General features: G+C 61.9%; 25 protein-coding genes and 1 tRNA gene. 22 read left to right on the forward strand and 4 right to left on the reverse strand.

Going from position 1 to position 24,860, the window contains the following annotated elements:
• Positions 1-7 precede the first annotated feature (7 nt).
• The 4 genes from ACZ9EJ_RS07235 to ACZ9EJ_RS07250 all read left to right on the forward strand — a co-directional run bounded on the left by ACZ9EJ_RS07235 (position 8) and on the right by ACZ9EJ_RS07250 (position 1,885).
• Positions 8-592, forward strand: a complete 585-nt coding sequence (locus tag ACZ9EJ_RS07235; RefSeq protein ID WP_046642390.1) for a J domain-containing protein — start codon at positions 8-10, stop codon at positions 590-592.
• Between the two features lie 76 nt (positions 593-668).
• Positions 669-1,160: a GNAT family N-acetyltransferase gene (locus ACZ9EJ_RS07240; protein WP_046642378.1), complete on the forward strand. Its 492-nt coding sequence runs from the start codon at positions 669-671 to the stop codon at positions 1,158-1,160.
• A 109-nt stretch (positions 1,161-1,269) separates the two neighbouring features.
• Positions 1,270-1,578: a hypothetical protein gene (locus ACZ9EJ_RS07245; RefSeq protein ID WP_046642379.1), complete on the forward strand. Its 309-nt coding sequence runs from the start codon at positions 1,270-1,272 to the stop codon at positions 1,576-1,578.
• A gap of 217 nt (positions 1,579-1,795) precedes the next feature.
• Positions 1,796-1,885 (forward strand) — tRNA-Ser (locus ACZ9EJ_RS07250).
• Between the two features lie 136 nt (positions 1,886-2,021).
• Here the strand turns inward: ACZ9EJ_RS07250 and ACZ9EJ_RS07255 are convergent.
• A complete protein-coding gene (locus ACZ9EJ_RS07255; protein ID WP_251089877.1) occupies positions 2,022-3,512 on the reverse strand; it encodes an MFS transporter in 1,491 nt (496 codons plus the stop codon).
• On the opposite strand from ACZ9EJ_RS07255, the gene ACZ9EJ_RS07260 reads away from it, so the two are divergent.
• Positions 3,486-4,352 (forward strand): LysR family transcriptional regulator, encoded by an 867-nt coding sequence (locus ACZ9EJ_RS07260; RefSeq protein ID WP_046642380.1) that lies wholly within the window; start codon positions 3,486-3,488, stop codon positions 4,350-4,352. The genes ACZ9EJ_RS07255 and ACZ9EJ_RS07260 overlap by 27 nt on opposite strands.
• A 993-nt stretch (positions 4,353-5,345) precedes the next feature.
• Here ACZ9EJ_RS07260 and ACZ9EJ_RS07265 read toward each other — a convergent pair.
• Positions 5,346-6,065 (reverse strand): Crp/Fnr family transcriptional regulator, encoded by a 720-nt coding sequence (locus ACZ9EJ_RS07265; RefSeq protein ID WP_046642381.1) that lies wholly within the window; start codon positions 6,063-6,065, stop codon positions 5,346-5,348.
• A 40-nt stretch (positions 6,066-6,105) separates the two neighbouring features.
• On the opposite strand from ACZ9EJ_RS07265, the gene ACZ9EJ_RS07270 reads away from it, so the two are divergent.
• The 17 genes from ACZ9EJ_RS07270 to ACZ9EJ_RS07350 all read left to right on the forward strand — a co-directional run bounded on the left by ACZ9EJ_RS07270 (position 6,106) and on the right by ACZ9EJ_RS07350 (position 23,146).
• Positions 6,106-6,456, forward strand: a complete 351-nt coding sequence (locus ACZ9EJ_RS07270) for a DUF6894 family protein (protein ID WP_370651213.1) — start codon at positions 6,106-6,108, stop codon at positions 6,454-6,456.
• 256 nt (positions 6,457-6,712) lie between these two features.
• Positions 6,713-7,768, forward strand: coding sequence for a septal ring lytic transglycosylase RlpA family protein (locus ACZ9EJ_RS07275; protein WP_046642382.1), 1,056 nt, complete (start codon positions 6,713-6,715; stop codon positions 7,766-7,768).
• 66 nt (positions 7,769-7,834) lie between these two features.
• Positions 7,835-9,013, forward strand: coding sequence for a D-alanyl-D-alanine carboxypeptidase family protein (locus ACZ9EJ_RS07280; RefSeq protein WP_052764715.1), 1,179 nt, complete (start codon positions 7,835-7,837; stop codon positions 9,011-9,013).
• 51 nt (positions 9,014-9,064) lie between these two features.
• A complete protein-coding gene (tmk, locus tag ACZ9EJ_RS07285; protein ID WP_285229874.1) occupies positions 9,065-9,763 on the forward strand; it encodes a dTMP kinase in 699 nt (232 codons plus the stop codon).
• Positions 9,760-10,788 carry a DNA polymerase III subunit delta' gene (locus ACZ9EJ_RS07290; RefSeq protein WP_046642383.1) on the forward strand — a complete coding sequence of 343 codons (1,029 nt, stop codon included), beginning with the start codon at positions 9,760-9,762 and terminating at the stop codon, positions 10,786-10,788. The genes tmk and ACZ9EJ_RS07290 overlap by 4 nt, the downstream gene beginning before the upstream one ends.
• A 104-nt stretch (positions 10,789-10,892) precedes the next feature.
• The gene (gene metG / locus ACZ9EJ_RS07295) at positions 10,893-12,446 is read left to right on the forward strand and encodes a methionine--tRNA ligase (protein ID WP_046642384.1); all 1,554 of its coding nucleotides are present in this window, start codon (positions 10,893-10,895) and stop codon (positions 12,444-12,446) included.
• Between the two features lie 10 nt (positions 12,447-12,456).
• The gene (locus tag ACZ9EJ_RS07300) at positions 12,457-13,239 is read left to right on the forward strand and encodes a TatD family hydrolase (protein ID WP_046642385.1); all 783 of its coding nucleotides are present in this window, start codon (positions 12,457-12,459) and stop codon (positions 13,237-13,239) included.
• A 3-nt stretch (positions 13,240-13,242) separates the two neighbouring features.
• Positions 13,243-14,064, forward strand: coding sequence for an MBL fold metallo-hydrolase (locus ACZ9EJ_RS07305; protein ID WP_046642386.1), 822 nt, complete (start codon positions 13,243-13,245; stop codon positions 14,062-14,064).
• 174 nt (positions 14,065-14,238) lie between these two features.
• Complete coding sequence (locus ACZ9EJ_RS07310; protein WP_046626977.1) at positions 14,239-15,249, forward strand: IS30 family transposase; 1,011 nt, start codon at positions 14,239-14,241, stop codon at positions 15,247-15,249.
• Positions 15,250-15,431: 182 nt separating this feature from the next.
• Positions 15,432-15,590, forward strand: coding sequence for a hypothetical protein (locus ACZ9EJ_RS07315; protein WP_167336300.1), 159 nt, complete (start codon positions 15,432-15,434; stop codon positions 15,588-15,590).
• Positions 15,591-15,685: 95 nt separating this feature from the next.
• Positions 15,686-16,033, forward strand: a complete 348-nt coding sequence (locus tag ACZ9EJ_RS07320) for a DMT family protein (protein ID WP_037082394.1) — start codon at positions 15,686-15,688, stop codon at positions 16,031-16,033.
• 170 nt (positions 16,034-16,203) lie between these two features.
• Entirely contained in the window at positions 16,204-18,087 is a 1,884-nt protein-coding gene (locus ACZ9EJ_RS07325; RefSeq protein WP_046640216.1) for a peptidylprolyl isomerase, read from the forward strand.
• A 19-nt stretch (positions 18,088-18,106) separates the two neighbouring features.
• On the forward strand, positions 18,107-19,123 hold the full coding sequence (gene trpD, locus ACZ9EJ_RS07330) for an anthranilate phosphoribosyltransferase (RefSeq protein WP_046626208.1): 1,017 nt from the start codon (positions 18,107-18,109) through the stop codon (positions 19,121-19,123).
• A gap of 4 nt (positions 19,124-19,127) precedes the next feature.
• On the forward strand, positions 19,128-19,943 hold the full coding sequence (trpC, locus tag ACZ9EJ_RS07335; RefSeq protein WP_046640217.1) for an indole-3-glycerol phosphate synthase TrpC: 816 nt from the start codon (positions 19,128-19,130) through the stop codon (positions 19,941-19,943).
• Positions 19,943-20,422: a cyclic pyranopterin monophosphate synthase MoaC gene (moaC, locus tag ACZ9EJ_RS07340; RefSeq protein WP_046640218.1), complete on the forward strand. Its 480-nt coding sequence runs from the start codon at positions 19,943-19,945 to the stop codon at positions 20,420-20,422. The genes trpC and moaC overlap by 1 nt, the downstream gene beginning before the upstream one ends.
• 3 nt (positions 20,423-20,425) lie before the next feature.
• Positions 20,426-21,640 carry a molybdopterin molybdotransferase MoeA gene (locus tag ACZ9EJ_RS07345; protein WP_046640219.1) on the forward strand — a complete coding sequence of 405 codons (1,215 nt, stop codon included), beginning with the start codon at positions 20,426-20,428 and terminating at the stop codon, positions 21,638-21,640.
• A gap of 63 nt (positions 21,641-21,703) precedes the next feature.
• Entirely contained in the window at positions 21,704-23,146 is a 1,443-nt protein-coding gene (locus tag ACZ9EJ_RS07350) for a cryptochrome/photolyase family protein (protein ID WP_046640220.1), read from the forward strand.
• 25 nt (positions 23,147-23,171) lie between these two features.
• On the opposite strand, the gene ACZ9EJ_RS07355 is transcribed toward ACZ9EJ_RS07350, so the two are convergent.
• Positions 23,172-23,576 (reverse strand): VOC family protein, encoded by a 405-nt coding sequence (locus ACZ9EJ_RS07355; RefSeq protein ID WP_251089628.1) that lies wholly within the window; start codon positions 23,574-23,576, stop codon positions 23,172-23,174.
• 113 nt (positions 23,577-23,689) lie between these two features.
• Positions 23,690-24,832: a citrate synthase gene (locus ACZ9EJ_RS07360; protein ID WP_046640359.1), complete on the reverse strand. Its 1,143-nt coding sequence runs from the start codon at positions 24,830-24,832 to the stop codon at positions 23,690-23,692.
• Positions 24,833-24,860 lie beyond the last annotated feature (28 nt).

Raw genomic sequence — 24,860 nt, forward strand, 5'->3', positions numbered from 1 at the left:
TGACACTGTGATCGACCCTTATGAGATGCTTGGTGTTTCGCGCGAGGCGGATGGCGTAGCCATCAAGTCTGCCTATCGCAAACGCGCGAAAACGGTTCATCCGGATGCCGGCGGCGACGTCGATGCATTCGGAAAACTGACCGTGTCCTATGAATTGCTCTCCGATCCGGTACGCCGAAAAGTCTACGACGATACGGGTTACGACCCGGAACTCGCCGACACGAAAGATCTGCAGGGGCTGGTGATTCTCGAAACGCTGGTCAACGAGATCATTCTCGACGAGCGCGAGCCGGGAAGCTTCGATCCCGTCGCCGCCATAAGGCGCAAACTGACCGACAAGATCGTCAATGCCCGCTTCCATATTCTGGAGATGGAGCGCCACCGCGCCCGCATCCGCAACCATATCGACCGCATCGGTCGCAAGCCCGAAACGGACGTGCTGGGCCGCATGCTGAAATCCCGGTGTCAAGCGATCGACGACGCGATCGGCAGGGCAGAGACCGAGATCGAGAATATCGAGCAGGCATATGGCATGCTTGACGGGTATTCCTACGAGGTCGAGGTGATCGAAATCAAGACCGCGGCCGAATGAGGGCCACGGCACATCCCTTGACACCGAAATCAGCTTCAAGACATAGCTTCAGCCCATTCAACTCAAAGGGTTTTCGATGGCGTTGACCATACGTGAGGCCGTCCGCGGGGACGCTGCGGCGCTGCTCGGTTTCATCCGCGAACTGGCGATCTACGAAAAGGCCGAGCACGAGGTCGTGGCCACCGTCGAGACGGTCGAAAGCTCCATTTTCGGCGAGACGTCCGTGACCCGGGCGCTGGTCTGCGAAGAGGATGGTGTACCTGTCGGCATGGCGATCTGGTTCTTCAGCTATTCGACCTGGCAGGCGAGAAATGGGCTTTATCTCGAAGACCTGTATGTGACGCCGGCAGCGCGCGGGCTCGGCGCCGGCAAGGCGATGCTGAAACGGCTTGCGCAGATCGCCGTCGAGAACAGTTGCGGCCGGTTCGAATGGAGCGTGCTCGACTGGAACGAACCGGCGATCCGGGTCTACGAGGCGATCGGCGCCGAGCCGATGACCGAGTGGATACGCTACCGGCTTTCGGGCGAGAGGCTGAAGGGCTTTGCCGAAGGCAACGGTTTGGCCTGATACCTTATCGTGCTGTCGCTTTTCCGATCGTGCTAACGTTTCGGGTAGCTCGTCGCGAGAGGAGGGCGTACCTATCTAAAGCCTTCACGTCAGATCACAGGAGACTTGGATGACTGCCGAATTCGGCCCATACATACAGATGCGCAAACTCGCTCAGCAGATGGCAATCCAATATCAGAAGGATCCTGCCATCGACCTGGCGCCTCTTCTTGCTCATTTCATGGATGAGGTCGAAGTGAACGTGGCGTCCGATCGCTTCGATCACTCCGGGTTCATGGAAAAGATTCGCGGGCCCTTGAAGCTTGATGCTGAGGTGACATTAGACCACCGCCGCAAGGAATTCCTGAAGGCCGTCGCTGATGCGCTGCAAGAACGCATTGAACGCGAAGCAGATTCCGCCACCCTTCTGGTGTCATAGGCCGCTGCCTCGTTCGTCACCGTCCTCATCGTATTCGAGGACCGTCTCGCCATAGCCGCGCGAGCCGCCCCAGTTCTCGGGCATGCTGCGGAGCAAGTTGACGCTGCGGTCAAAGCTGCTAAAAAGCCAGCCATTGAGTGATTGGGTAGCAAATCGGCAGCAATTGCCGCTTTCGAGAATTTCGCAGGAGTGGATTTCTCAACCTTATCAGTCAGATGGAAGAGTGTCCGAGTGGTTTAAGGAACCGGTCTTGAAAACCGGCGTGCGGGAAACCGTACCGTGGGTTCGAATCCCACCTCTTCCGCCAGCCCTGCTGTGTCCGACCCGGAGACATAGGTAACAGACCGTCCTCTAAACTTCGGTTTCGCGCTACAAAGTCAATGAGCGCCCGGCGCTTATCGGCGGTCACTGCCGCCGATTCATGAGCAATGCTGTCGTTCGTTTCAGACCTCCCGGTCGAGGCAGAAGAACGAAAGCGCAGCGCCGAAACACAGCAGCACCACAGCGACGATAAGTGAGAGATGCATGCCGTGCATAAACGGGGCCGTCGCTGTATCCCGCACGAAATAGCCGCACGTGGCGACGCCGAGCATGCCGCCCACTTGCCGCGCCGTGTTGAGAACCCCCGACGCGATGCCCGCCCGTGATGGATCGACCGAGGAGAGGGTCACATTCGTCATCGTCGGCACCATCAGCGCGATGCCGCTCGCCGCCATCAGCATGGGCATGGCCAGCTGCCAATAGGAGCCGCCGACACTGACCGGGATCAGCAGAAGATATCCGGTCGCTGCCAGAAGAAGGCCGAACACCATGAGCCGGCGCGCGCCCAGGCGTGTGATCAACCGGCCTGCGATGATGTTCATGACCATCAGGACGACGGTCATCGGCAGAAAGGCCATGCCGGTTTCCTGCGGCGAAAGATGCTGCTCCAATTGGAAGAACAAGCTGAAGACGAAGATCAGGCCATAGTAGGCGAAGTTGACGACGACGCCGGTGATCGAGGCAATCGAGAAGGCAGAACTGGAAAAGAATGCCAGCGGCAGCATCGGCGCGCGGCTGCGCGCTTCGATCAGGAGGAAGCCTGTTGCGGCGAGGATGGCTACGATAAGGGTCACGAGAATCCGTGGATGCGTCCAGCCAAGTTGCGCCGCATCCGTCAGCGCTGTTGCCAGCGATGCGAGTGCAATGATGGCGGCGGCCTGACCAGGCAGATCGAGCGAGCGGCCCTCGTTCCTGGGACTTGGCGCAGAATAGCGCAGGATCAGGGCCAGACCGACGAGCCCGACCGGAATATTGATCAGGAAGACGCTGCGCCAGCCGAAATGCGTCACCAGAAAGCCGCCGACTACCGGGCCGGTCGCCAGCGCAATGCCGCCTGCGGCCCCCCACCAGCCGACCGCGCGGTTCCGCTGTTCCTTGTCGGGAAAAGCCTGCTGGAGCAACGACAACGAGTTCGGGACCAGCAGCGCGGCGCCGACGCCTTGCGCGAGGCGCGCCGTGACCAGCGTCGCAAGCGTCGGCGCCAGCCCGCACCCAAGCGATGCGAATGTGAAGAGAACGAAGCCGGTGATGAAGATGGCCCGCGCGCCAAAGCGGTCGCCCAGTGCTCCGGCCATGAGCAGCAGGGCGGCGAAGACGAGCGTGTAGGCATTGACGACCCATTGGAGGCCTGCGACGTCGGTTGAGAAGCTCGTGCGCAAGGCATCAAGTGCGACGTTGACGACGCTGACGTCGAGAAGGACGACCACGAAGCCAAGCGCAGCGGCGGCAAGCGTAATGCGTGGGTGTAGGGGAAAAGAGACAGACATCGAGACAACCTTAAGAAAATAATCTGTCTCGAAATTACGCCGAGGATTTCTGTGCGAAAATTCAGTATATATGCCAGTGAACCTTGAGAAATCGCACAGATGGCCGATTGGGAAAATCTTCGTCATTTCCTGGCAGTGGCGCGCAGTGGCACCCTGTCCGGTGCGGCTCGCGCCTTGAAGGTGGACCACGCCACGGTCAGCCGTCGGCTGGCCGCGCTTGAAGCCGAACTGGATGTGGCGTTGATCGACCGCCTGCCGCGATCCTGTCGCTTGACGGCGATTGGCAGCCAAGTCTTCGATCAGGCCCTCGCGATGGAAAGTTCAGCGGATGGCGTTGCCCGGATTGCGCGGGCTGCGCATACGCCTCTCATTGGCAAGGTCACGCTCACCGCTCCGCCGGTGCTGGCGGCGCATCTGCTGGCACCGCATCTCGCGCACTTCCGGTCCCGCTATCCGGATATTCGTCTTTCTCTCGCCGCGCAGGCGCAGCAGGTATCGCTCAGCCGCCGGGAGGCGGATGTGGCTCTCCGGCTGGTGCGCCCCGAGGAGACCGGCAGTTTCGCGCGAAAACTTGGGGTGATGCCATTCGGCCTCTACGCGCGCCGCGACTATGCGCATCGCGATGTGCCGGATCGATGGCAATTTATCGCATACGACGAGAGCTTTGCCGACATGCCGCAGCAGAAATGGTTGCTCGGCATTGCTGGCGCACGGCCGGTCGCGTGTGAGTTGAACGACATCAGCGGGCATCACATTGCGGCGCGGGCGGGCGCCGGCGTCGCCGGACTGCCCAACTTTTTAGGAGACGCCGACCCGGACCTCGTGCGGATTGGGGAAGACATTCCGTCGTTCTCCCGGGACATCTGGCTTCTCGTCCATCGCGATTTGCGCAAGACGCCTTCCGTCCGCGCTGTGATGGATTTCGTCGTCGCGCTCATCACTGAGTACGACGGTTTTTCCGTGTGATCAGATCGCCCCGAAGCGCGTCAGAATGGGAACCCGGCTGACCGAAGCAATCGTGGGCGCGCAGCAATAGCCTATGCTGTGCGACCATCCTTGCTGCAGTCGAGAATCGATGCTCGGCCCCAAGCCGTGATCAAAAGCGGCACTAGAGCGCTATAGCGCAGACGTAGTGCTCATCTTCGTCGGGCACGGCCCGCCAGCCCTGCCTCGCATATGCTCGCATAGCCTCGCTTTGCCCCTTGTAACATCGGCCATTTGCGTGCCAGTTATGTGCATGCTTTCGCATCCATTCGCACCAATGCCCACATGTTTGCGGGCATAAATGCGGGCATCGAGGTGCGAAAATGTGGGCATGGAAACACGTGGCGATGGCGGGGCTACAGGCTGGGTGTGCGAAGAGCATGCAGATAAGCCATGGAGCGGCCACCGGGCGTGTGGCTGCGGCGCCGTCCGGATGCCTCAACACCCCAATCGGTCGGCCGCAATTCAAAACCCCGCCTAGTCAGCGGGGTTCTCTTTGAGCAACAATTGCGCCCGGCAATCAACGCCTCGCTGGCTCGCGATAGCGAGGCAGGATGCTTTTCACGAATTTGGTTCCTGCTTGTACCCCGTCTTCAACGCATTTCGAATAGAGGTCCGTCCCCTGCTTGTCGTGACAGCTACGTTCAGCTGAATTTCTGATTGATCTATGTATCTTCCATTCGTCTGGCGTTTGGGTCTGGCAGGCAGTCAAGGCAAACGCTGAAACAGCAAGTAAAAAGTACTTCATAAAATCCCCCGGAATAACTGACGGGATTATGACGAACTTCCGCAGCGTGTCGAGGCTCAACTAGCATTGCGCGAAGTTTGACCCCGCCTATGTGTCTGGGGTGGTGGGGTGATCGCAGAAGGCCGGTTGGGTAGAGGCTTGCCATACATCAGGTTCAGCAGGTGACCGGTCTTCCGCCATTGTTGGCGTATCATGATACCGCGCCATGATTTTCCCCTTACGCGTCGTCACCGCGGCTCCACGGACAGGCTGAGATAGGTGGGGTCGAACTCGGCCACCTCCTGCAACCGTTCCCAGTCGAGAGTGGTGATCGTCTGGTTGGACCAGGAGATCAGGCGTTCTCGCCTGAGCGTTTGGATGACGCGGTTCATGTGAACGAGCGACAATCCAAGCACATCAGCCATCTCACCCTGCGAGAGCGGAAGATGAAACGTCCAGCCGTTGGTGCGGCGGACCACTCCCAGCCGGACGTAGAGCTCGCAAAGAATATGGGCGAGATGGGAGGTCTTGGAGCGCCGCCCCATGGCGACGATCCAGGCGCGATGGATCGAGCCGTGGATCAGCGTATCGAGCCACAACATCCGGGTCAGGTGCGGCTGTTGTTCCGTCACCTGCTTCAGGTCGGCATGGTCGCAAAGGCTGACATGGCATGGAGAAAGCGCAACGACGCCGTGATCCATGGTTTTCAGCAGGAAGGCGTGCAGGTCGACGAAGTCGCCGGCGACGTGGATCGCGGTGATCTGCCGGGTGCCTTCTGCCGTGAGCTTGTAACGGGCCGCGAAGCCGTCCACGAGCAGGCTGCTGTAGCCGGGCCGCGACCCCTCGACCACCAAGTCTTCTCCCGCCAAGAAACGTCTTTCACGACCCGTGATACGCCTGAGGATGTCGCGCTCTTCATCGGTGAGAAGGTCATGCTGTTCCAGGTTGAGAAGCAAGGAGTCGATCACGGTTTTCCTCTGCGGCTATCAGTATCCAAGGCAAGAACGGATGAGCAAGCTATATAGATCCCTCCGAAACGCTGACATCGGGCGGGAACAAATGCCGCCAAAGGAAATTCGGTCGATAAATACTCAAAGCAGTGAGCAAGGCATGGCGCGATATTTCTTCGATTTGATCAATGGCGACGGGCCTGTGCGTGACAATGACGGTCAGGAAATATCGACCCGCGAGGAGATCAGCCGCGAGGTCAGCCGGATATTGGCGGACATCGCCCGCGAGGAGTTCCCGGGCCGGGGGAAGGGGTCGATCTCCATCGAGGTGCGTAACGAATATGGGCAGGCGGTATTTACCGGTCACCTGTCTTTCCAGACACGATGGCATGATGATCCGGAACTTTGACTGTGCAGTATCTGGACTCCGGTGGAGCTAAGCTTGGCCCGTGGCGGCCGTTGTTAGTGAATGATTAACCATATCAAATAGAATTTTATCTTTCCCCCCGTTTTCATTCGCATTTTTGCCGCGATGCTAGCAAAAGTTCGCTTCCATTGTGTCCGGCGGCATAGGGGTATGTCCCGGACTGGTTCAATGGCTGTGGAAGGCTGTGCGGTCGCGAGGGCCGGTTGCAGTCTGTTGCAGTGAAGGCGGCATGGGACGGATGAGTTTGGGTGTGAGTGGCGGCAAGCTTTCGCTGGGTGCGAAATGGCTCGGGATGACGATGGTGTGCGCGGGGATGGCGTCCTGTGCCACGACCGAGGCACCGAAGCCTAATAAGCCCAGAAGCAAAGAGTATTTTTCCGAAAAGGAATATGGGGTCAAGGCGAGCCCGCGCGTGGTCGGCGACGGCCGGCCCGTGCCGAAGGGGGGCGGGCGCTTCATGGTCGGGCAACCTTATGAGGTGAAAGGCCAGACCTATGTTCCCAAAGAAGATCCCAATTACAACAGAAGCGGCCTTGCCTCCTGGTACGGTTCGGCCTTCCATGGCCGCTTGACCGCCAATGGCGAAGTCTATGACAGCGACCACCTGTCGGCCGCGCATCCGACCTTTCCGCTGCCGAGCTATGCGCGCGTGACCAATATCGACAACGGCACCTCCGTCATCGTCCGGGTCAACGACCGCGGCCCTTATCATCCAGGCCGCATCATCGACGTTTCCGACAAGACCGCCGAGATGCTCGACATGAAGCGGATCGGCACGGCTCGCGTCAACGTGCAATATGTCGGCCGCGCCCGCATGGATGGGAAGGACATGCCGTTCCTGATGGCATCCTACATCCGCAAGGGCGACCGCCTGCCGTCGATCCGGCCGGAAGGCCAGATCGCAACCGGCGTGATGGTCGCGTCGAACCAGACGCTGGGCGACCAGCTTCAGAGCTACGGCTCGGCCATGCCGCGTCCGATCGCGCTTTCAGGCCGAACCCCGAGCGGCCTGGCGCCGGCCGCTTCCGCGCCCCAGGCCTTCGAGGCCTTCGAGAATTTCTCGACATTGCCGCAGGTCGGTCCGCATCCGGTCGAGCGGCCGGTTGCCGGGGGTGCCCCCGCGCAGAACCGGCAGGTTGCTTCATCCTATCCCGTCGAAGCTCAGGCGCGGCCACCGCAGGGGCGGGGCCTGGAAGCCGCCTATTCATCCACGCCGCAGGCAAAAACTCCGCAGGTCGTGTTCGGTAACATGGTGCTGGAAGGTCCCAAGGCCGCTCAAAAGCCCGTGCGCTAATTCATGGGCGATTGCGGGGTGCAATCGCCACTGCTACGCATAGGTGAGACCGTTCGTGGGGTGATCATGCGGCGCCTGTTGATTCTGCTTTGCCTGGTATTGCTGCAAGTATTCCTGCAAACGGGCGCGCTCTCGGGAGCCGCCAACGCGCAGGAACCGCCGCCCGCCTTCGTGACCAAGGCGAAGCAGGTTTACATGGTCGAGGCAAAGACCGGCACGGTGCTGCTCGCCTCAGGCGAAAACCAGGGCTTCCCGCCGGCCTCGCTCGCCAAGCTGATGACCATGGAACTCGTTTTCAGTGCGCTGAAGCGGGGCGAGATCAGCCGCGAGACCATCTTTCCCGTCTCTGAGTTTGCCTGGCGCACCGGCGGCGCGCCCTCGGGCACCACGACCATGTTCGCGGCGCTGAAATCCCAGATCCGTGTCGACGACCTCATCAGGGGCGTCGTCGTCCAGAACGGCAATGATGCCTGCATCGTGCTGGCGGAAGGCATCTCCCGTTCCGAAGCCGAATTTGCAGCCCGAATGACTGCGCGCGCCAAGGATCTCGGGCTCGGCCGTTCCGTCTTCGGCAATTCCACCGGCCTGCCGGATACGGAGAGCCGCACGACCGCCCGCGATCTCGTCGAACTCTCTCGTCATATCTTTCGCGAATATCCGGAATTCTATCCGATCTATGCGCAGCCGGATTTCACCTGGAACAAGATCTTCCAGCGCAACAAGAACCCGCTTTTCTCGCTCAATATCGGTGTCGACGGGCTTGGGGCCGGTTTTGCCGAAGGTTCGGGTTATGCGCTGGTGGCGTCTGTGGCACGCAACGGCACTCGGCTTTTCCTTGCCATGGGTGGGCTCGCGAGCGACAAGGAGCGGCTGGAGGAGGCGAGGCGAGTGCTCGAATGGGGGCTTTCCTCGTTCGAGACCAAGGTCCTGTTCAAGCAGGGCGAGGTGATCGGCCAGGCGAGTGTCTATGGCGGCACGTCGAGCCATGTGGATCTCGTCGCCCGGGAGCCGGTCGATATCTATCTGCCGGCCAACAATCCCGACCGGCTCTCAGGCCGAATCGTCTATCGCTGGCCGCTCAGGGCTCCGGTGACCGAAGGCCAGGATGTGGGCGTGCTCAGGATTTCCGCAGGCGACCGGGTGGTGCGGGAAGTGCCGCTGGTGACCGCGAAATCGGTCGGAACGGGCAGCCTCGTCAGCCAGGCGACGGACGCGCTGCTGGAACTGATGTTCTTCTGGCTTTGACAACACGATGTTTCGCAACGCACCCATATGCGTTATAAGATGAAGCATAAAATGAGTGCGGAAAGACGCGTGGCAGAACATTTCGGATTGTTCGTAACTTTCGAAGGCGGCGAGGGAGCTGGCAAGTCCACCCAGATTCGCCGGCTGGCGGATCAGCTGCGCCGCCGCGGCCATGATGTGCTGATGACCCGCGAGCCTGGCGGCTCGCCGGGGGCGGAGGCCGTGCGCCATGTTCTGCTCTCGGGGGCTGCGGAAGAGTTCGGCGTGCGGATGGAGGCGATCCTGTTTGCCGCGGCCCGCAACGACCATGTGGAGGAAGTGATCCGGCCGGCGCTCGAAAGCGGCGCCATCGTGTTATGCGACCGGTTCATCGATTCCTCGCGAGTCTACCAGGGTGTCACCGGCAATCTGGAGCCCGATTACATCGAGGCGCTGCAGCGGGTGGCGATCAACGGTGTCGTGCCGGATTGCACGCTGATCCTCGACCTGCCCGCCGAAGTGGGGCTGAAACGCGCCCGCAAGCGCGGCGCCGACAGCGCGCCCGATCGTTTTGAGCGCGAAGAGATCGAAACCCACGAAAAACGCCGAGAGGCCTATCTCGAAATCGCCGAGGCGGAACCGGAACGCTGCCACGTGGTCGACGCCGAGCGCTCGGAAGACGAGATCGCCGAGGAGATTTTCGCGATCGTCGAGCCGCTGGTGCGAGAACTGAGCTTTACCCAGAAGAGCAGCGCGGAATCCGTCGGATGAGCGAGGAAACCGCCGGCATTCTGGAAGGCGCCGTGCCGCCGGCGCGCAATCCGCATCTCTATGGACATCAGGCCGCCGAGGAATTTCTTGCCCGCAGCTACCAGTCGGGCAAGGGCCATCACGCGATCCTGATCGAGGGTCCGGAAGGCATCGGAAAGGCGACGCTCGCCTTCCGTTTCGCCAATCATGTTCTGTCGCATCCGGATCCGGCGACTGCGCCGGACCGCCTCGCCGATCCCGACCTCAATTCATCCGTCAGCCGGCAGATCGCTTCCGGCGCCTCGCACAACCTGCTGCATCTGGCGCGCCCGGTGGACGAAAAGACCGGCAAGACGAAAACCGCGATCACGGTCGACGAGGTGCGCAGGGCCGGGCATTTCTTCTCGCAGACTTCCGGCACCGGCAATTGGCGGATCGTCATCATCGATCCGGCCGACGACCTCAACCGCAATGCGGCAAACGCCATCCTGAAAATCCTCGAGGAGCCGCCCCGGCGGGCACTCTTCCTGGTCCTCTCCCACGCGCCCGGAAAACTGCTGCCGACGATCCGTTCACGGTGCCAGTCGCTGCGGCTGTCTCCACTCGGTGACCAGGACCTTTCGAAGGCGCTTGCAGGCCTTGGCATGCCGCTCGACGGCGGCAAGACGCAAGAGATGGTGCTCGGCATGTCCAAGGGCAGCGTTTCCCAGGCGCTGAAACTCCTGAACTACGGCGGCACAGAGATCATTTCCGCCTTCGACGAGGTGATCGCGGCCGACGGTCCGACGGCCCGCAAGGCGATGCACCGGCTGGCGGACGTGCTGTCCGGCAAGGACAGCGAAGTGATCTTCGGCTTTTTCCTAGAGCACTTGAGCGATCACCTGATCGACAAAGCGCGCAACGCGGCCCTTGCGGGCGATCTTCCGACGGCCGACAGGCAGGCGAAACTCGTCAGCGACATGACCGAGAAGATCACCATCGCCCAGGCCTATAATCTGGACCGCAAGCAGACGATCCTGTCGATCCTCGATGCTGCGCGGCGCTGAACCGAGGGCAGGGGCGGGAACCTCATAAGGAACTTTGTGTTTCGCATCCGCGAAACATGCGCTAAGAGCGGCATGATCCAAATCCAAGTGTCCGAGTGCCCCTGATGTCCGACAAGACGCCCTATTACATCACCACCGCGATTTCCTACCCGAACGGCAAGCCGCATATCGGTCATGCCTACGAGTTGATCGCGACGGATGCCATGGCGCGCTTCCAGCGCCTGGACGGCAAGGATGTTTTCTTCCTGACCGGCACGGACGAGCATGGCCAGAAGATGCAGCAGACGGCGCGCGCCGAAGGCATCGCGCCGGAGGCCCTTGCCGAACGCAACTCCGGTGAGTTCCTGGCGATGGGCAAGCTGCTGAATGCGTCCAACGACGATTTCATCCGCACCACCGAGCCGCGCCACCACGAGGCCTCCAAGAATATCTGGAACCGGATGGCCGACAATGGCGACATCTACAAGGATACCTATGCCGGCTGGTATTCGGTGCGCGACGAAGCGTTCTATGCCGAGGACGAAACGTCGGTCCGCGATGGCGTCCGCTACGGGCCGCAGGGAACGCCGGTGGAGTGGGTTGAGGAGTCCAGCTACTTCTTCAAGCTCTCCGAATATGGCGACAGGCTGCTGAAGCATTACGAGGAAAACCCGGATTTCATCGGCCCCAACGAGCGCCGCAACGAGGTGATCTCCTTCGTGAAATCCGGCCTGCGGGACCTGTCGGTGTCGCGCACCACGTTCGATTGGGGTATCCAGGTACCGAACGATCCGGCGCATGTCATGTATGTCTGGGTCGACGCGCTGACCAACTACATCACCGCCACCGGCTATATGGAAGACCCGAACGGCCCGCGCGCCAAATACTGGCCGGCGGACGTGCATATCATCGGCAAGGACATCATCCGCTTCCACGCGGTCTACTGGCCGGCCTTCCTGATGTCTGCCAAGCTGCCGCTGCCGAAGCGCGTCTTCGCACACGGCTTCGTGCTCAACGCCGGCGAGAAAATGTCGAAGTCGGTCGGCAATGTCGTCGATCCGTTCGAGCTTCTGGAGAAGTTCGGGCTTGATTACGTGCGCTATTACCTCTGCCGCGAGATTTCCTTCGGCCAGGACGGCAATTGCAACGACCAGCTGATCGCGACCCGCGTCAATGCGGATCTGGCCAATGGCATCGGCAACCTTGCCAGCCGCTCGCTGTCGATGATCGTCAAGAATTGCGACGGCCATGTTCCGGAACCGGGCGAACTCACCGATGCCGACAAGGAACTGCTTGCGGCTGCCGACGGGCTGATCGCCGTCTGCCGCGAGGAAATGGACAAGCAGCTCATCAACCGCGCTCTTGCGGCCATCATCGGTATCGTTTCCGAGACGGACCGCTATTTCGCGGCGCAGGCGCCGTGGGTGCTGAAGAAGACGGATCCGGCCCGCATGGGCACGGTGCTCTACGTGACGGCGGAAGTCGTACGCCAGATCGCCATCCTGTTGCAGCCGTTCATGCCGGACTCGTCTGCCAAGCTGCTCGACCTCGTGGCTTCTCCGGCCGAGAAACGGGATTTTGCGGCGCTTGGCGAAGCCGGTCGCCTGAAGCCCGGCACGCCGCTCGAAGCCCCGACGCCGGTTTTCCCGCGTTATGTGGCTCCGGAAGCGAGCGCATAAGGCCTTATCCATGCTGATCGATACCCATTGTCACCTGGATTTTGCCGATTTCGCCGAGGAGCGTGACGCGATCGTGTCGCGCGCCCACGAGGCCGGCGTCGGCCAGATGGTGACGATCTCGACACGGGTTCGAAAACTGGACGGACTGCTGGCCATCACCGAGCAATATCCGTCCGTCTTCTGCTCGGTCGGCACGCATCCGAACAATGCCGGCGAGGAACTGGACATCCAGACCGAAGACCTGGTGCGGCTCGCCAATGCGCATGAGAAGATCGTCGCGATCGGTGAGGCCGGGCTCGACTATTTCTACGACACGCAGACGCCGGCCGACCAGAAGACCGGGCTGATCCGCCATATCGCGGCCGCCCGCGAGACCGGGTTGCCGCTCATCATCCATAGCCGCAGCGCCGACGAGGACATGGCCGAGATACTGACGGCGGAAAGCGGGAAGGGGGCCTTCCCTTTCATCCTGCACTGTTTCTCGTCCGGCGCTGACCTTGCCCGCATCGGCGTCGAGCTCGGCGGATATGTCTCTTTCTCAGGAATCCTGACATTTCCTAAGTCGGAAGACCTGAGGACGATTGCCAGAGCCGTGCCGCTCGACCGGCTGCTGGTCGAGACCGACGCGCCGTATCTTGCGCCAAAACGCTGGCGCGGCAAGCGCAACGAGCCGTCCTATGTGGTCAACACGGCCGAGGTGCTGGCCGAATGCATGGGCGTCACCTACGACGAGATGGCCCGGATCACCACGGAGAACGCGTTCCGCGTCTTTTCCAAGATGCCGAGGCTTTGACCTGTGGCGAGGTATCGGCGGCGCTTCACCATTCTGGGCTGCTCGTCGTCGCCGGGCGTGCCGCGGCTGAATGGCGACTGGGGCGCCTGCGATCCGAGTAACCCGAGGAACCGCCGCACGCGTGCCGCCTTCATGGTCGAGCAGATCGCGCCCGATGGCGGCAGCACCGTTGTCGTCATCGATACCGGTCCGGACTTTCGCGAACAGATGATCGCGGCCAAGGTCCAGCGGGTCGATGCGGTTCTCTATACCCATGCGCACGCTGACCATCTGCATGGCATCGACGACCTGCGCGGTTATTTCATCCTGCAGCACCATCGCATCCCGATCTACGCCGACCCGGTCACCATGGGCCGGATCCGCCAGGGGTTCGGTTATTGCCTGGAAACGCCGCCCGGCGGCAACTATCCGCCGATCGTCCGGCCGTTCCTGATCGAGACGATGGACGAGCCGATCGTCGTGGACGGGCCGGGCGGACCGATCGGTTTCCTGCCGCATCTGCAGGTCCATGGCGACATCCATTCGCTGGGTTTCAGGATCGGCGACGTGGCCTATTGCAGCGATGTCAGCGATTTTCCGCCTGAGAGCGTCTCGAGGCTCGGCGGGCTCGACGTGCTGATCATCGATACGCTGCAGTACAGATACCATCCGAGCCATTTGTCGCTCGAACAGGCGCTCGAATGGATTGCGAAATTTGCGCCGAAACGCGCGATCCTGACGCATATGCATCTTCCGCTCGACTACGACACGGTGATGGCCGAAACGCCGCAGCATGTCGAACCGGCCTATGACGGTCTCGCGTTCGAGGTTGCCTTCGATCTCTGATCTCTTGCCGGGTCGACGGAATGGCCGCAAATCCTTGGTTTCCAGGGCTTTTGGATATATCGGTTGGTTCCATAATCTATCTTATGCGATATTTGTATCAATTCGGGGTGGGTTCAAGGATGAAGTGCGACTTGCGAATGATGCCAATGGGTTATCACTCGCAAGGAAGATGCAATGAACCGCACCTACTCCCAGATTGGATTGGACGAACGCCGTAAGATTGCTCGCTGGAGGACGGCTGGCCTCAGTGTCGCGGTCATCGCCGAGAAGCTCGGACGACATCGTTCGACGATCTTTCGTGAAGTTAGACGCAATATGTTCGTCGACAAGCAGATACCTGATCTCAGCGACTATTATTGCGTGACGGCGCATGAGATGGCTTGCGAACGTCGTGCGAAGCTGCGGAAGCTTGCATGCTTCTCACACGTTCGACAATCGGTGATCGAGCGGATCGTTCACGGCTGGTCACCGCAGCAGATCGCCGGCCGAATGCGGCTGGAACGTCATCCGATCTCGGTGAGCCATGAGACGATCTACAAGTTCGCCTATTCGGCCGACGGCCATGCCATCAAGCTGTGGCGGCATTTGCCGGAGCATCGTGCCAGGCGCAGACCACGACACGCCAGACGCAAGCACGGCCAAAGGTTTAGCCCGGACTTGAACATCCTGCGCCGCCCAGGCGTCGTTGCCGATCGCAAGCAGTTCGGCCATTGGGAATGCGATCTGATCCAGTTCCGCAAGAAGTTCGGAAAGGCCAATGTGACGTCGCTTGTCGAGCGGGTCAGCCGCTTTGCGATCTTTCTGCGCAACAATGATCGGCAGTCCCGGCCTGTTATGGACGGCCTCATACACGCCCTCAAGGCCCTACCCCATCTTGCCCGCCGTTCGATCACCTTCGACCGCGGCACGGAGTTCACCGACTGGCCGTATCTCCAGGCCAGCATCGGCACCCAAACGTGGTTCTGCGATCCACAATCACCCTGGCAGAAGGGCACGGTCGAGAACACCAACGGCAGGGTAAGGAAATGGCTTTCGAGAGAGGTCGATCCACTGTCGGTCACAGACGCCGATCTGATCGAGATCTGCAATCGGCTCAATGCGACACCGCGCAAATGTCTTGGCTATCGAACGCCAGCCGAAGTCTTTCGCAAAAAACTGCTCGCTCAGATGAGACACGCCGGTTAGCTTGGGCAGCCCCGCAAGTCGCGGTTCAGCATGAATTCACACGGGAACGTCGGCGACGGATGCCCGTTCCCTCTCTCGTTGAGGCTTTCGACCGTTGGTCTCTTCGTCAAGCTCGGCGCAAGCAAGCGTCCCTAACGTCAGCCTCACCCGGAATGATTCCGGTTTAGATTGAGGACAATGATATGTCGAACGAAGCCAATGGCCACCAGCCGTCCGAACAGTCGCTCGCGCTGTTTCTTCAGGACAACGACGCGGACAAGCTGACCGATATTTTGGTCGAGGCGCTCTACGAAGCCTTCCGCATTCTCGAGGACGAAGTCCGTCCGGAAACGTTTCACTAGATCGTCCGCGCTGCTCGGGGGCTGGAACATGCTTGTCTTTTGCGTGCGAACATGATTGCCGTACGGCATTAGCAGCCCTCACGGATTCTCCCATCATGTTCGCAAGCGCCACGCCCTTCCTCACCATCGGCCTTCTGATTCTGTCGAACGTCTTCATGACGTTTGCCTGGTACGGGCATCTGAAATTCGAGAGCAAGCCGCTTTATCTCGTCATCATGGTAAGCTGGGGCATCGCTTTCTTCGAATATTGCGCCCAGGTGCCGGCAAACCGTATCGGCTACGGTTACTTCAATGCAGCGCAGCTGAAGACCATTCAGGAGATCATCACGCTCTCGGTCTTCGTCATTTTCTCCGTGCTTTATCTCGGCGAACCGATTCACTGGAAGCAGATCGTCGGCTTCGGTTTCATCGCGCTCGGAGCCTTCTTCATCTTCACCAAGTAGACCGCCCGCAAGGGTAAGGATAGTTGCGGAGAGGCCGCTTGGTCGGCATTGTCCGGATCGTTTTCGCTTTTCCGTCGGCACGCCTTCATTTCTATCTCGGTTTGATTTAGAGACAGTCCTTCAATCCGCCTTTTCCGGGCGGTAGGACTGTTCGCAAGGTAAGTTGATCGATGCTTGATTCCCTCAGAAACGCCGCCCGCTCCTGGGTTGCCAAGTCGCTTCTCCTGCTTCTGGTTGCCTCGTTTGCCGTCTGGGGTGCTTCTCAGTCGCTGGTGACGACCGGCGGCAACACGGTGATGACCGTCGGGGACCAGCAGATTTCGAGCGAGGAATTCCGCCTCGCCTATCAGCGGCAGATCGCCAATCTCAGCCGCCAGTTCGGGACACAGCTGACGGCCGAGCAGGCCCGCGCCTTCGGCATCCAGAACGAGGTCTTCACCCAGCTCGCAGCCGGGGCCGCGCTCGATCAGCTTTCTGACGACATGAACCTTGGCCTGTCGGAAGACCGTCTCGCCAACCTGATCGCCGAAGACCCGGCCTTCAAGGGCGTCAATGGCCAGTTCGATCGCAACCTCTTCACCTCGCGCCTGCGCAATGCTGGCATTCGCGAAGACGATTACATCAAGGAGCGCAGCAAGGTCGCGGTCCGCAGCCAGATCGTCGAGGCGGTTTCGGACGGCTTCCAGCCGCCGAAAGTGCTGGTCGATGCCTTGAAGAGCTATCGCGACGAAACCCGCTCGATCGACTACGTCCTGCTGTCCAACGCCAATATCGATCCGGTGAAGGCGCCGGCAAACGATGTACTCGCGGCATGGTTCGAGGGCGTGAAGACCCGTTACCGCGCACCCGAATACCGCACCTTCACCTATGTGAAGCTGCAGCCGGGCGATATCGCCGACGCATCTTCGATCACCGACGAAGCGGCGCGCGCCGAATATGACAAGCGCAAGGACAGCTTCAAGACCCACGAAACGCGCACGATCGAGCAGCTCCCCTTCCCCAACAAGGAAATGGCGCAGGCCGCCGCAACGCAGCTGAAGGACGGTACCGCCACCTTCGACCAGATCATCAAGGATCAGGGCAAGACCGCGACGGACGTTCTGCTCGGCGATTTCACCAGGGACAACGTGCCCGATCCGGCCTTTGCCGATCCGGCATTCAAGGTCGCTGCCAGCGGCGGGACGACGCCGGTCATCGACGGCACTTTCGGCCCGGTCATCCTGCGCGTCACCAATATCCGCCCGGAGACGACGCGTTCGTTCGACGAGGTCAAGGAAGATATCCGCAAGCGGCTTGCCGTCTCTTCCGCGTCGCAGGAAGTGCTGAGCGTTCACGACCGTTTCGAGGACATGCGCAGCGGCGGCACCCCGCTCGAGGACACTGCCAAGGCGCTCAACCTCAAGGCCGTCACCGTGACATCCGATGCCTCCGGCCGCGACGAGAAGGAGCAGCGCATCACCGAACTGCCGGCTTCCACCGCGCTGCTCGGCGATGTTTTCCGTACCGAGCCGGGCGCCGACACCATTCCGGTCAACCTCGGCAATGACGGTTATGTCTGGTTCGAGGTGCGCAACATCGTGCCCGAGCGCGACCGCCCGCTCGCCGATGTGCGCGAAAAGGCCGTTGCCGACTGGACCGCAGAACAGCAGCGCCAGGCGCTCACCGCCCGCGCGACCGAACTGAAGGGCCGCCTCGACAAGGGCGAGACGCTTGCCGCCATCGCCACCGAACTTGGCGTAGCGGTCGAAAACAAGCAGGGCCTGCGCCGCGGCGCCGAGGATGCGATTTTCGGCAACGAGGCGATTTCGGCGGCCTTTTCCGGCCCGGTCAATACGACAGCCACCGCGATCGGTTCCGACGGTGAAAGCCGCCTTCTGATGAAGGTTACCGCCGTAGACCAGGCGACGACGGACGCTGTTTCCGGCGACCAGCAGCTGCAGCAGATGGCGAACGCGGCCGGCGACGACATGCTCGATCAGATGGTCAACAGTCTGAAGACCAGCTACGGCGTGTCCGTCAACCAGAGCGTGGTCGACCAGGCCATGCTCCAGTAAACCAGAGGGACGGCCGACCATGCCTGAGCTGAAACCCCTGCTTGCCAAGGTTGCCAATGGCGAGAGCCTCAGTCACGAAGAGGCGCGCGGCGCTTTCGAGATCCTGATGTCCGGCGAGGCGACGCCGTCTCAGATCGGCGGCTTCCTGATGGCGCTGCGCGTACGCGGCGAGACGGTTGCCGAGATCACCGGCGCGGTCGAAACCATGCGGTCGAAGATGTTGCCCGTCTCCGGCCCGGCCGACGCCATCGACATCGTCGGCACGGGCGGCGATGGTCTCGGCACCTATAACATCTCCACCCTCGCCTCCCTGATCGTGGCCGGCTGCGGCGTCCCTGTCGCCAAGCACGGGAACCGGGCGCTGAGCTCGAAATCCGGCACGGCCGATACGCTTGGCGTTCTGGGCGTCAACCTGGAGATCGGCCCCGAGCAGATCTCCCGCTGTATCACGCAGGCCAGCATCGGCTTCATGTTCGCCTCCATGCACCATGCGGCCATGCGCCATGTGGGTCCGAGCCGCGTCGAGCTCGGCACGCGTACGATCTTCAATCTGCTCGGCCCGCTTTCCAACCCGGCCGGCGCCAAACGCCAACTTCTCGGCGTCTTTGCGCCGAAATGGATTGGCCCGATCGCCGAAGTCCTGCGCGATCTCGGTTCGGAGACGGTCTGGGTCGTCCACGGCGGCGGCATGGACGAGATCACCACCACGGGTGTTACCCAGGTGACCGCGCTGGAGGATGGCAAGATTCGCTCCTTCGAGCTGACCCCGACGGATTTCGGCGTGCAGCCTGCAACGCTCGACGAACTCAAGGGCGGTGATGGCGTGCACAACGCGGCCGCATTGCGCGCGGTGCTCGGCGGTGCCAAGAATGCCTATCGCGATATTTCGCTCTGCAATGCGGCTGCCGGGCTGGTCGTCGCCGGCAAGGCGGAGACGATCGCCGACGGGATGAGGCTTGCCACCCGTTCGCTGGATGGCGGCGAAGCGGCGGCAGCTCTCGACCGTCTGGTTGCCGTCTCGAACGAAAAGGATTGAGGCCATGACGGATATCCTCAAGAAGATCGAAGCCTACAAGCGCGAGGAAATAGCCGCTGCCAAGGCGAGCGTGCCGCTTGCCGACCTGAAGGCCCGCGCCGCAGACCAGCCCTCCCCGCGCGGTTTTCATCGCGCACTGAAGGCCAGGCAGGATGCCGGTGCCTTCGGGCTGATCGCCGAGATCAAGAAGGCAAGCCCGTCCAAGGGCCTGATCCGCCCGGACTTTGATCCGCCGTCGCTTGCCGCCGCCTACGAAGCCGGTGGCGCCACTTGCCTTTCGGTTCTCACCGATGCGCCGAGCTTCCAGGGCGCGCCGGAATTCCTCACCGCTGCCCGCAACGCCTGCTCGTTGCCGGCGCTGCGCAAGGATTTCATGTTCGAGACCTACCAGATCCATGAGGCCCGCGCCTGGGGCGCCGATTGCATCCTGCTGATCATGGCTTCGCTTTCCGACGACGAGGCGCGCGAGCTTTACGACGTCACGGCTGAACTCGGCATGGATGCGCTGATCGAGGTCCATGACGAGGAAGAGACCGAGCGGGCGCTAAAGCTCCCCTCAGCCCTGATCGGCATCAACAACCGCAATCTGCGTACCTTCGAGCTCAGCCTTGAAACGAGCGAGCGGCTGGCCCCGATGGTGCCGGCCGACCGTCTGCTCGTCGGCGAAAGCGGCATTTTCACCCACGAGGACTGCCAGCGCCTGAAAAAGGTCGGCATCAACACCTTCCTCGTCGGCGAAAGCCTGATGCGCAAGGACGACGTAGCCGCCGCAACCCGGCTTCTCCTGACCGGCGAGGCTGCTGCCCAGGCGGCGGAGTAATGGCGGGCCTCACCCATATCGGTGCCTCCGGCGAGGCGCATATGGTCGATGTCGGCGACAAGGCCGAAACCACCCGTTCGGCGACCGCGCAAGGTTACGTCCGCATGTTGCCGGAGACGCTCGCGCTGATCCGCGAGGGCAATGCCAAAAAGGGCGACGTGATCGGCACGGCGCGGCTCGCCGGCATCATGGCCGCCAAGAAGACCTCGGATCTCATCCCGCTCTGCCATCCGCTGATGCTCACCAAAGTGGTCGTGGATATCACCGAGGACGAGCAGCTTCCGGGTCTTCGGGTGACCGCAACCGCCAAGCTGACCGGCAAGACCGGCGTCGAGATGGAAGCGCTGACGGCCGCCTCGGTGGCCTGCCTGACGATCTACGACATGGCCAAGGCGGTCGACCGGGCCATGGAGATCGGCGGCATCCGCCTTCTCGAAAAGACCGGCGGCAAATCCGGAACCTACCGCGCGGAGGATTGAGACATGGCGCTGCTGCCCGTTTCCGAAGCGAAGAACCGGCTGCTCGCCCATGCGACCCCAATCGAAGCGGTGGACACCATCGCTCTCGGTGACGCAGACGGCCGGGTCCTTGCGGCGGACCTCGTTGCCCGCCTCACCCAGCCTCCCTTCGACGCGTCTGCCATGGATGGCTATGCGCTCAAGGCTTCCGACGCACCGGCGATCGGGGCCGAACTGACCGTGATCGGCACCGCAGCCGCCGGCCACGCCTTCGAAGGCACGCTGAACAAGGGCGAGTCCGTCCGCATCTTCACCGGTGCCCCGGTACCGGAAGGCGCCGATTCCATCCTCATCCAGGAAGATGCCGAAAAGCTCGAAGGCGACCGGATTCGCACTAAGTTCGAAGTCGTGAAGGGCCGGCATGTCCGCCCCCGCGGCCAGGATTTCGCCGAGGGCGAAGCGGTCTTGCCGTCTGGCACGGTGCTCGACTTCTCGCATCTGACGGTCGCCGCCGCCATGAACCATGGCGCGCTCCCCGTCTACCGTCGTCCGCGCGTGGCAGTCCTCGCAACCGGCGACGAGCTTGTTCCGCCCGGCGCCACACCCGGAACGGCGCAGATCATCGCCTCCAACACGTTCGGCGTTTCGGCCCTGGTGCGAGACAATGGCGGCGAGGTCCTCGATCTCGGCATCGTCCGCGACCGGCCCGAGGATATCACAGCAGCCATCGACAAGGCCCGCGCGGCCAAGGCCGACGTATTGGTGACCCTCGGCGGCGCCTCGGTCGGCGATCACGACCTGGTGCAGTCGACGCTGAAAGCCGCCGGCATGGAACTGGATTTCTGGCGCATCGCCATGCGGCCCGGCAAGCCGCTGATGGTCGGCGCGCTCGGCGATATGCACGTCCTCGGCCTGCCGGGCAATCCGGTCGCAAGCCTTGTCACCAGCCTGCTCTTCCTCGAACCCCTGATCCGCAAGCTCGCGCACCTGCCGGAAAGGCGTCGGGAGGTGCAGGGCATCACGGCACACAGGCTTGGCGCCAACGACCAGCGCCAGGATTATCTGCGCGCCAGGCTGACGCGGGACCGCGACGGCAATCTGGTCGCCGAGGCGTTCGGGAAGCAGGACTCCTCGATGATGAAGATCTTCGCCCATTCCGACGGCCTCATCATCCGCCCCGCGCATGCTCCGGAACTGCCGGCCGGTGCCCCCTGCCCGATCCTGCTGATCCGCCCCTGACGGTGATCCGATCCGCTGCGAAATCCGTACCTTGGGGCAGCAATGCCCTGAACGGAGAAGACCGTGTCTCTTGAAAAGCCGGCCCCCGCCATCCTCTGGTTCCGCAAGGATCTGCGCCTAGACGACAACCCGGCACTGCACGCTGCGATCGAGGCCGGCGGCCCGGTCATCCCGGTCATCCCGGTCTATATCCGCGAGCCGGCACACCTGAACATCGGACCGCTCGGTGCCGCGCAAGCCTGGTGGCTGCATCACTCGCTCGCAGCACTCAAGGCATCGCTGAAGTCTCTGAACAGTGACCTCATCCTTGCCTCCGGCAAGGCCGAGGACGTGCTCGCCGATCTCGCCCGCAAGACCAATGCAACAACCGTCTTCGTCAACCGCGCCTATGAGCGGACGCTGTTCGACCGGGGCATCGCCATTGAATTGAAAAAGCGCGATATCGCTATCCGCGCCTTCCATGGCCAGCTCCTGCGCGAGCCGAAATCCATCCGCACCGGTGCCGGCGGCGCCTTCAGGGTGTTTACGCCATTTTGGAACGCGCTACAGAAGGTGGGCGAACCGCACGAACCCATGGACGCGCCGACGAAAATCCCCTCGCCCGAGCATTTTCCACCTTCCGAGAACCTCGATCACTGGGCTCTGTTACCGAAGAAACCGGATTGGGCTGCGGATTTCGGAAAAATCTGGGCGCCGGGCGAAGCGGGCGCGCAGGAAAAACTTGCCGACGTCGTCGATCGCGAACTGCACGACTACAGGCGCGGCCGGGATCTGCCGTCAGTCGATGCCACCTCCCTGCTCTCACCGCACCTGGCGCATGGCGAGGTCTCGGCCGCCCGCATCTGGCACGCCGTCCGGGGCCTGCCCCCCAAGGCTTCTGAGGATGTTGCCCATTTCCGCCGCGAACTCGCCTGGCGGGACTTCTGCTACAATCTGCTGGCTGAATTCCCCGAACTTCACGACAGGAACTGGGACGACAGGTTCGACGGCTTCAAATGGGAATACGACGCCTGGGAGTTCAGCGCCTGGACGGCGGGCCTGACGGGCTATCCCATCGTCGATGCAGGCATGCGCCAACTCTGGCGCACAGGCTTCATGCATAACCGCGTTCGCATGATTACCGCGTCCTTCCTGATCAAGGACCTGATGATCGACTGGCGCCGCGGCGAAAGATGGTTTCGTGACACGCTGGTCGATGCGGATCCGGCCAACAATTCCGCCAACTGGCAATGGGTCGCAGGCTCCGGCGCCGACGCCTCGCCGTTCTTCCGGATCTTCAACCCCGTCCTGCAGGGCGAGAAATTCGATCCGGATGGCGATTATGTCCGGGAACATGTACCGGAATTGGCAAGGCTGGATCGCAAATACGTCCACAAGCCTTTCGAAGCGCCAGAGCATGTCCTGGAAAAGGCGGGCATAGAGCTCGGAAAGACCTATCCGAAGCCGATCGTCGATCACGCTTTTGCCCGCGACCGGGCACTTTCTGCCTATCGCGACATCCGCTGATCGAGTCCGAGCGGCTAGGACGAAACTATTCCTCGTCCTGTCCGCGTTCGATCAATACCCAGACATGGCCCGCGGGATCGAAGATCGAGGCCACCTGCCGGCCGTTCATGTCCGTCTGGATCCGGTCGCGCATCATGCCGCCGAATTCGAACGCCGCATCGACAACGCTTTCGACATCCGGCACCGTCAGTTGAAAGATCGTGCTGACGGCGCCGTCGTTTTTCGGATGGTAAGGTCCTTGATAGGAAGGAGCGGCTTCCCTTTCCGGATCGGATCCGCAGACGACGATGCCGATCGGTCCGAGTTGCAGCTCGATCATCGTCAGCCGCAACATTTCATACGAGTTCGTTTCCGTGGCGCCGAAGACGTTCTTGTAGAACTCGGCCGTGTCGCGTTCGCGCCCCTGTGCCACGAACAGGCTCAAACTCAAGCTGAAATCGCTACCCAACATCGTCCATGCTCACCCGTGATTCCCTTGCAGGATAAAGGAGTTATTGTGGTGGTGTCATGTCAACCTTGGAGGCCGCCGTTCTTTAAAGGACACTATGCACCGGATTCGCTACCGGGGCCGGCATAACGCGCCCGTGGGCGGATCAGGTGCCCGCTCTCGACCTGCTCCATGGCATGCGCCAGCCAGCCCGTGGTGCGCGAAAGCGCGAAGATGACAAGCGGTGCGTCTTCGGGAAGCTCGAAAGTCGCGGCAAGCGATGCCAGTGCGAAATCGATGTTGATCGGCTCGCCGAGCAGTTCCTCCCCCGCTTCGGCAAGCGAGACATAGAGCGGCGGGGCTTCGAAACTCGCCATCAACGCCCGCGCCCGTGGATCGCCATGCGGATAGAGCCTGTGGCCGAAGGGCCTGACCGCGCCTTCCGAGGACAGCATGCTACGGATCGCCTCGCGCACGCCAACCGACGCCGCCTTTTCCGCGAGCACCGGGACGCTGGTCCAGGCGCCGCCATGCCGCGGACCTGTGAGCGTGGCAAGACCGGAAAGCGCCGCAGCGGAGAGTGCCGCGCCCGACGACGCCGTCACGCGCGCCGCAAAGGCGGAAACGTTGAGTTCATGTTCGGCCGCCAGCACCAGTGCCCTGCGGATCGCCTGGGCCGCCTCGGGACGCTGCCAGCCGAGTGCCAGCCGCTCATGCAAGGGCCGCGGTTCCGGCCAAGGCGCAAGCGCCATGGCGACGGTCGAGAGCACGTCCGCCGCTTCGGCGCGCAGGATGAAGGGTTTCCGCCGCAGCGCCGGCAGGTCGCTCATCACGCGGGCCGCGAGGCCGGCAAAGGCGGTAGCCATGCGGCTGGAGCCGCTCTGTCCTGCCCTGCCCGCCGTGACCTGAACGTCTTCGGTATCCCAGAGAAGCGATGCGACCTCTTCCAGCGTCGCATGTTCGTACAATTCGACGGCATCGCGCCCGCGATAGAAAAGCCGCTCGTTGGCAATCGTCGAGATTGTCGTCGGCAGGACCGGATCGCCCCAGCGGATCGCGTCCGCTGCCACCGCCGCCGATTGTCGCCGCCCCGCATGCCGTTCCGAGAGGCGCCTGACGTCGTCGGCCTGATAGAGGCTGCGGCGCGGATCGGCAGGATCCGGCTTGGCGCGGATACGGCCGCGGCTGACATTGGCGTAAAGCGTCTGCGGTTTGGTCCCGAGGCGGGAGAGCGCTTCTTCGGCGGTGATCCAGAGCATGTTCATATTGATCGATTGCATCAAGATT

The organism is Neorhizobium sp. USDA 3394 (assembly GCF_056280385.1).

What these genes read in the sequence shown, in the direction of transcription:
- ACZ9EJ_RS07270 (WP_370651213.1), top strand. Translation starts at nt 6,106, where the DNA reads ATGAGCAAGCTATATAGATCCCTCCGAAACGCTGACATCGGGCGGGAA.
- ACZ9EJ_RS07255 (WP_251089877.1), bottom strand. Translation starts at nt 3,512, where the DNA reads ATGACGAAGATTTTCCCAATCGGCCATCTGTGCGATTTCTCAAGGTTC.
- ACZ9EJ_RS07345 (WP_046640219.1), top strand. Translation starts at nt 20,426, where the DNA reads ATGGCGCTGCTGCCCGTTTCCGAAGCGAAGAACCGGCTGCTCGCCCAT.
- ACZ9EJ_RS07280 (WP_052764715.1), top strand. Translation starts at nt 7,835, where the DNA reads ATGCGGCGCCTGTTGATTCTGCTTTGCCTGGTATTGCTGCAAGTATTC.
- ACZ9EJ_RS07325 (WP_046640216.1), top strand. Translation starts at nt 16,204, where the DNA reads ATGCTTGATTCCCTCAGAAACGCCGCCCGCTCCTGGGTTGCCAAGTCG.
- ACZ9EJ_RS07245 (WP_046642379.1), top strand. Translation starts at nt 1,270, where the DNA reads ATGACTGCCGAATTCGGCCCATACATACAGATGCGCAAACTCGCTCAG.
- ACZ9EJ_RS07240 (WP_046642378.1), top strand. Translation starts at nt 669, where the DNA reads ATGGCGTTGACCATACGTGAGGCCGTCCGCGGGGACGCTGCGGCGCTG.
- metG (WP_046642384.1), top strand. Translation starts at nt 10,893, where the DNA reads ATGTCCGACAAGACGCCCTATTACATCACCACCGCGATTTCCTACCCG.
- ACZ9EJ_RS07310 (WP_046626977.1), top strand. Translation starts at nt 14,239, where the DNA reads ATGAACCGCACCTACTCCCAGATTGGATTGGACGAACGCCGTAAGATT.
- ACZ9EJ_RS07300 (WP_046642385.1), top strand. Translation starts at nt 12,457, where the DNA reads ATGCTGATCGATACCCATTGTCACCTGGATTTTGCCGATTTCGCCGAG.
- trpD (WP_046626208.1), top strand. Translation starts at nt 18,107, where the DNA reads ATGCCTGAGCTGAAACCCCTGCTTGCCAAGGTTGCCAATGGCGAGAGC.
- ACZ9EJ_RS07290 (WP_046642383.1), top strand. Translation starts at nt 9,760, where the DNA reads ATGAGCGAGGAAACCGCCGGCATTCTGGAAGGCGCCGTGCCGCCGGCG.
- moaC (WP_046640218.1), top strand. Translation starts at nt 19,943, where the DNA reads ATGGCGGGCCTCACCCATATCGGTGCCTCCGGCGAGGCGCATATGGTC.
- ACZ9EJ_RS07260 (WP_046642380.1), top strand. Translation starts at nt 3,486, where the DNA reads ATGGCCGATTGGGAAAATCTTCGTCATTTCCTGGCAGTGGCGCGCAGT.
- ACZ9EJ_RS07275 (WP_046642382.1), top strand. Translation starts at nt 6,713, where the DNA reads ATGAGTTTGGGTGTGAGTGGCGGCAAGCTTTCGCTGGGTGCGAAATGG.
- ACZ9EJ_RS07360 (WP_046640359.1), bottom strand. Translation starts at nt 24,832, where the DNA reads ATGCTCTGGATCACCGCCGAAGAAGCGCTCTCCCGCCTCGGGACCAAA.
- tmk (WP_285229874.1), top strand. Translation starts at nt 9,065, where the DNA reads ATGAGTGCGGAAAGACGCGTGGCAGAACATTTCGGATTGTTCGTAACT.
- ACZ9EJ_RS07315 (WP_167336300.1), top strand. Translation starts at nt 15,432, where the DNA reads ATGTCGAACGAAGCCAATGGCCACCAGCCGTCCGAACAGTCGCTCGCG.
- trpC (WP_046640217.1), top strand. Translation starts at nt 19,128, where the DNA reads ATGACGGATATCCTCAAGAAGATCGAAGCCTACAAGCGCGAGGAAATA.
- ACZ9EJ_RS07320 (WP_037082394.1), top strand. Translation starts at nt 15,686, where the DNA reads ATGTTCGCAAGCGCCACGCCCTTCCTCACCATCGGCCTTCTGATTCTG.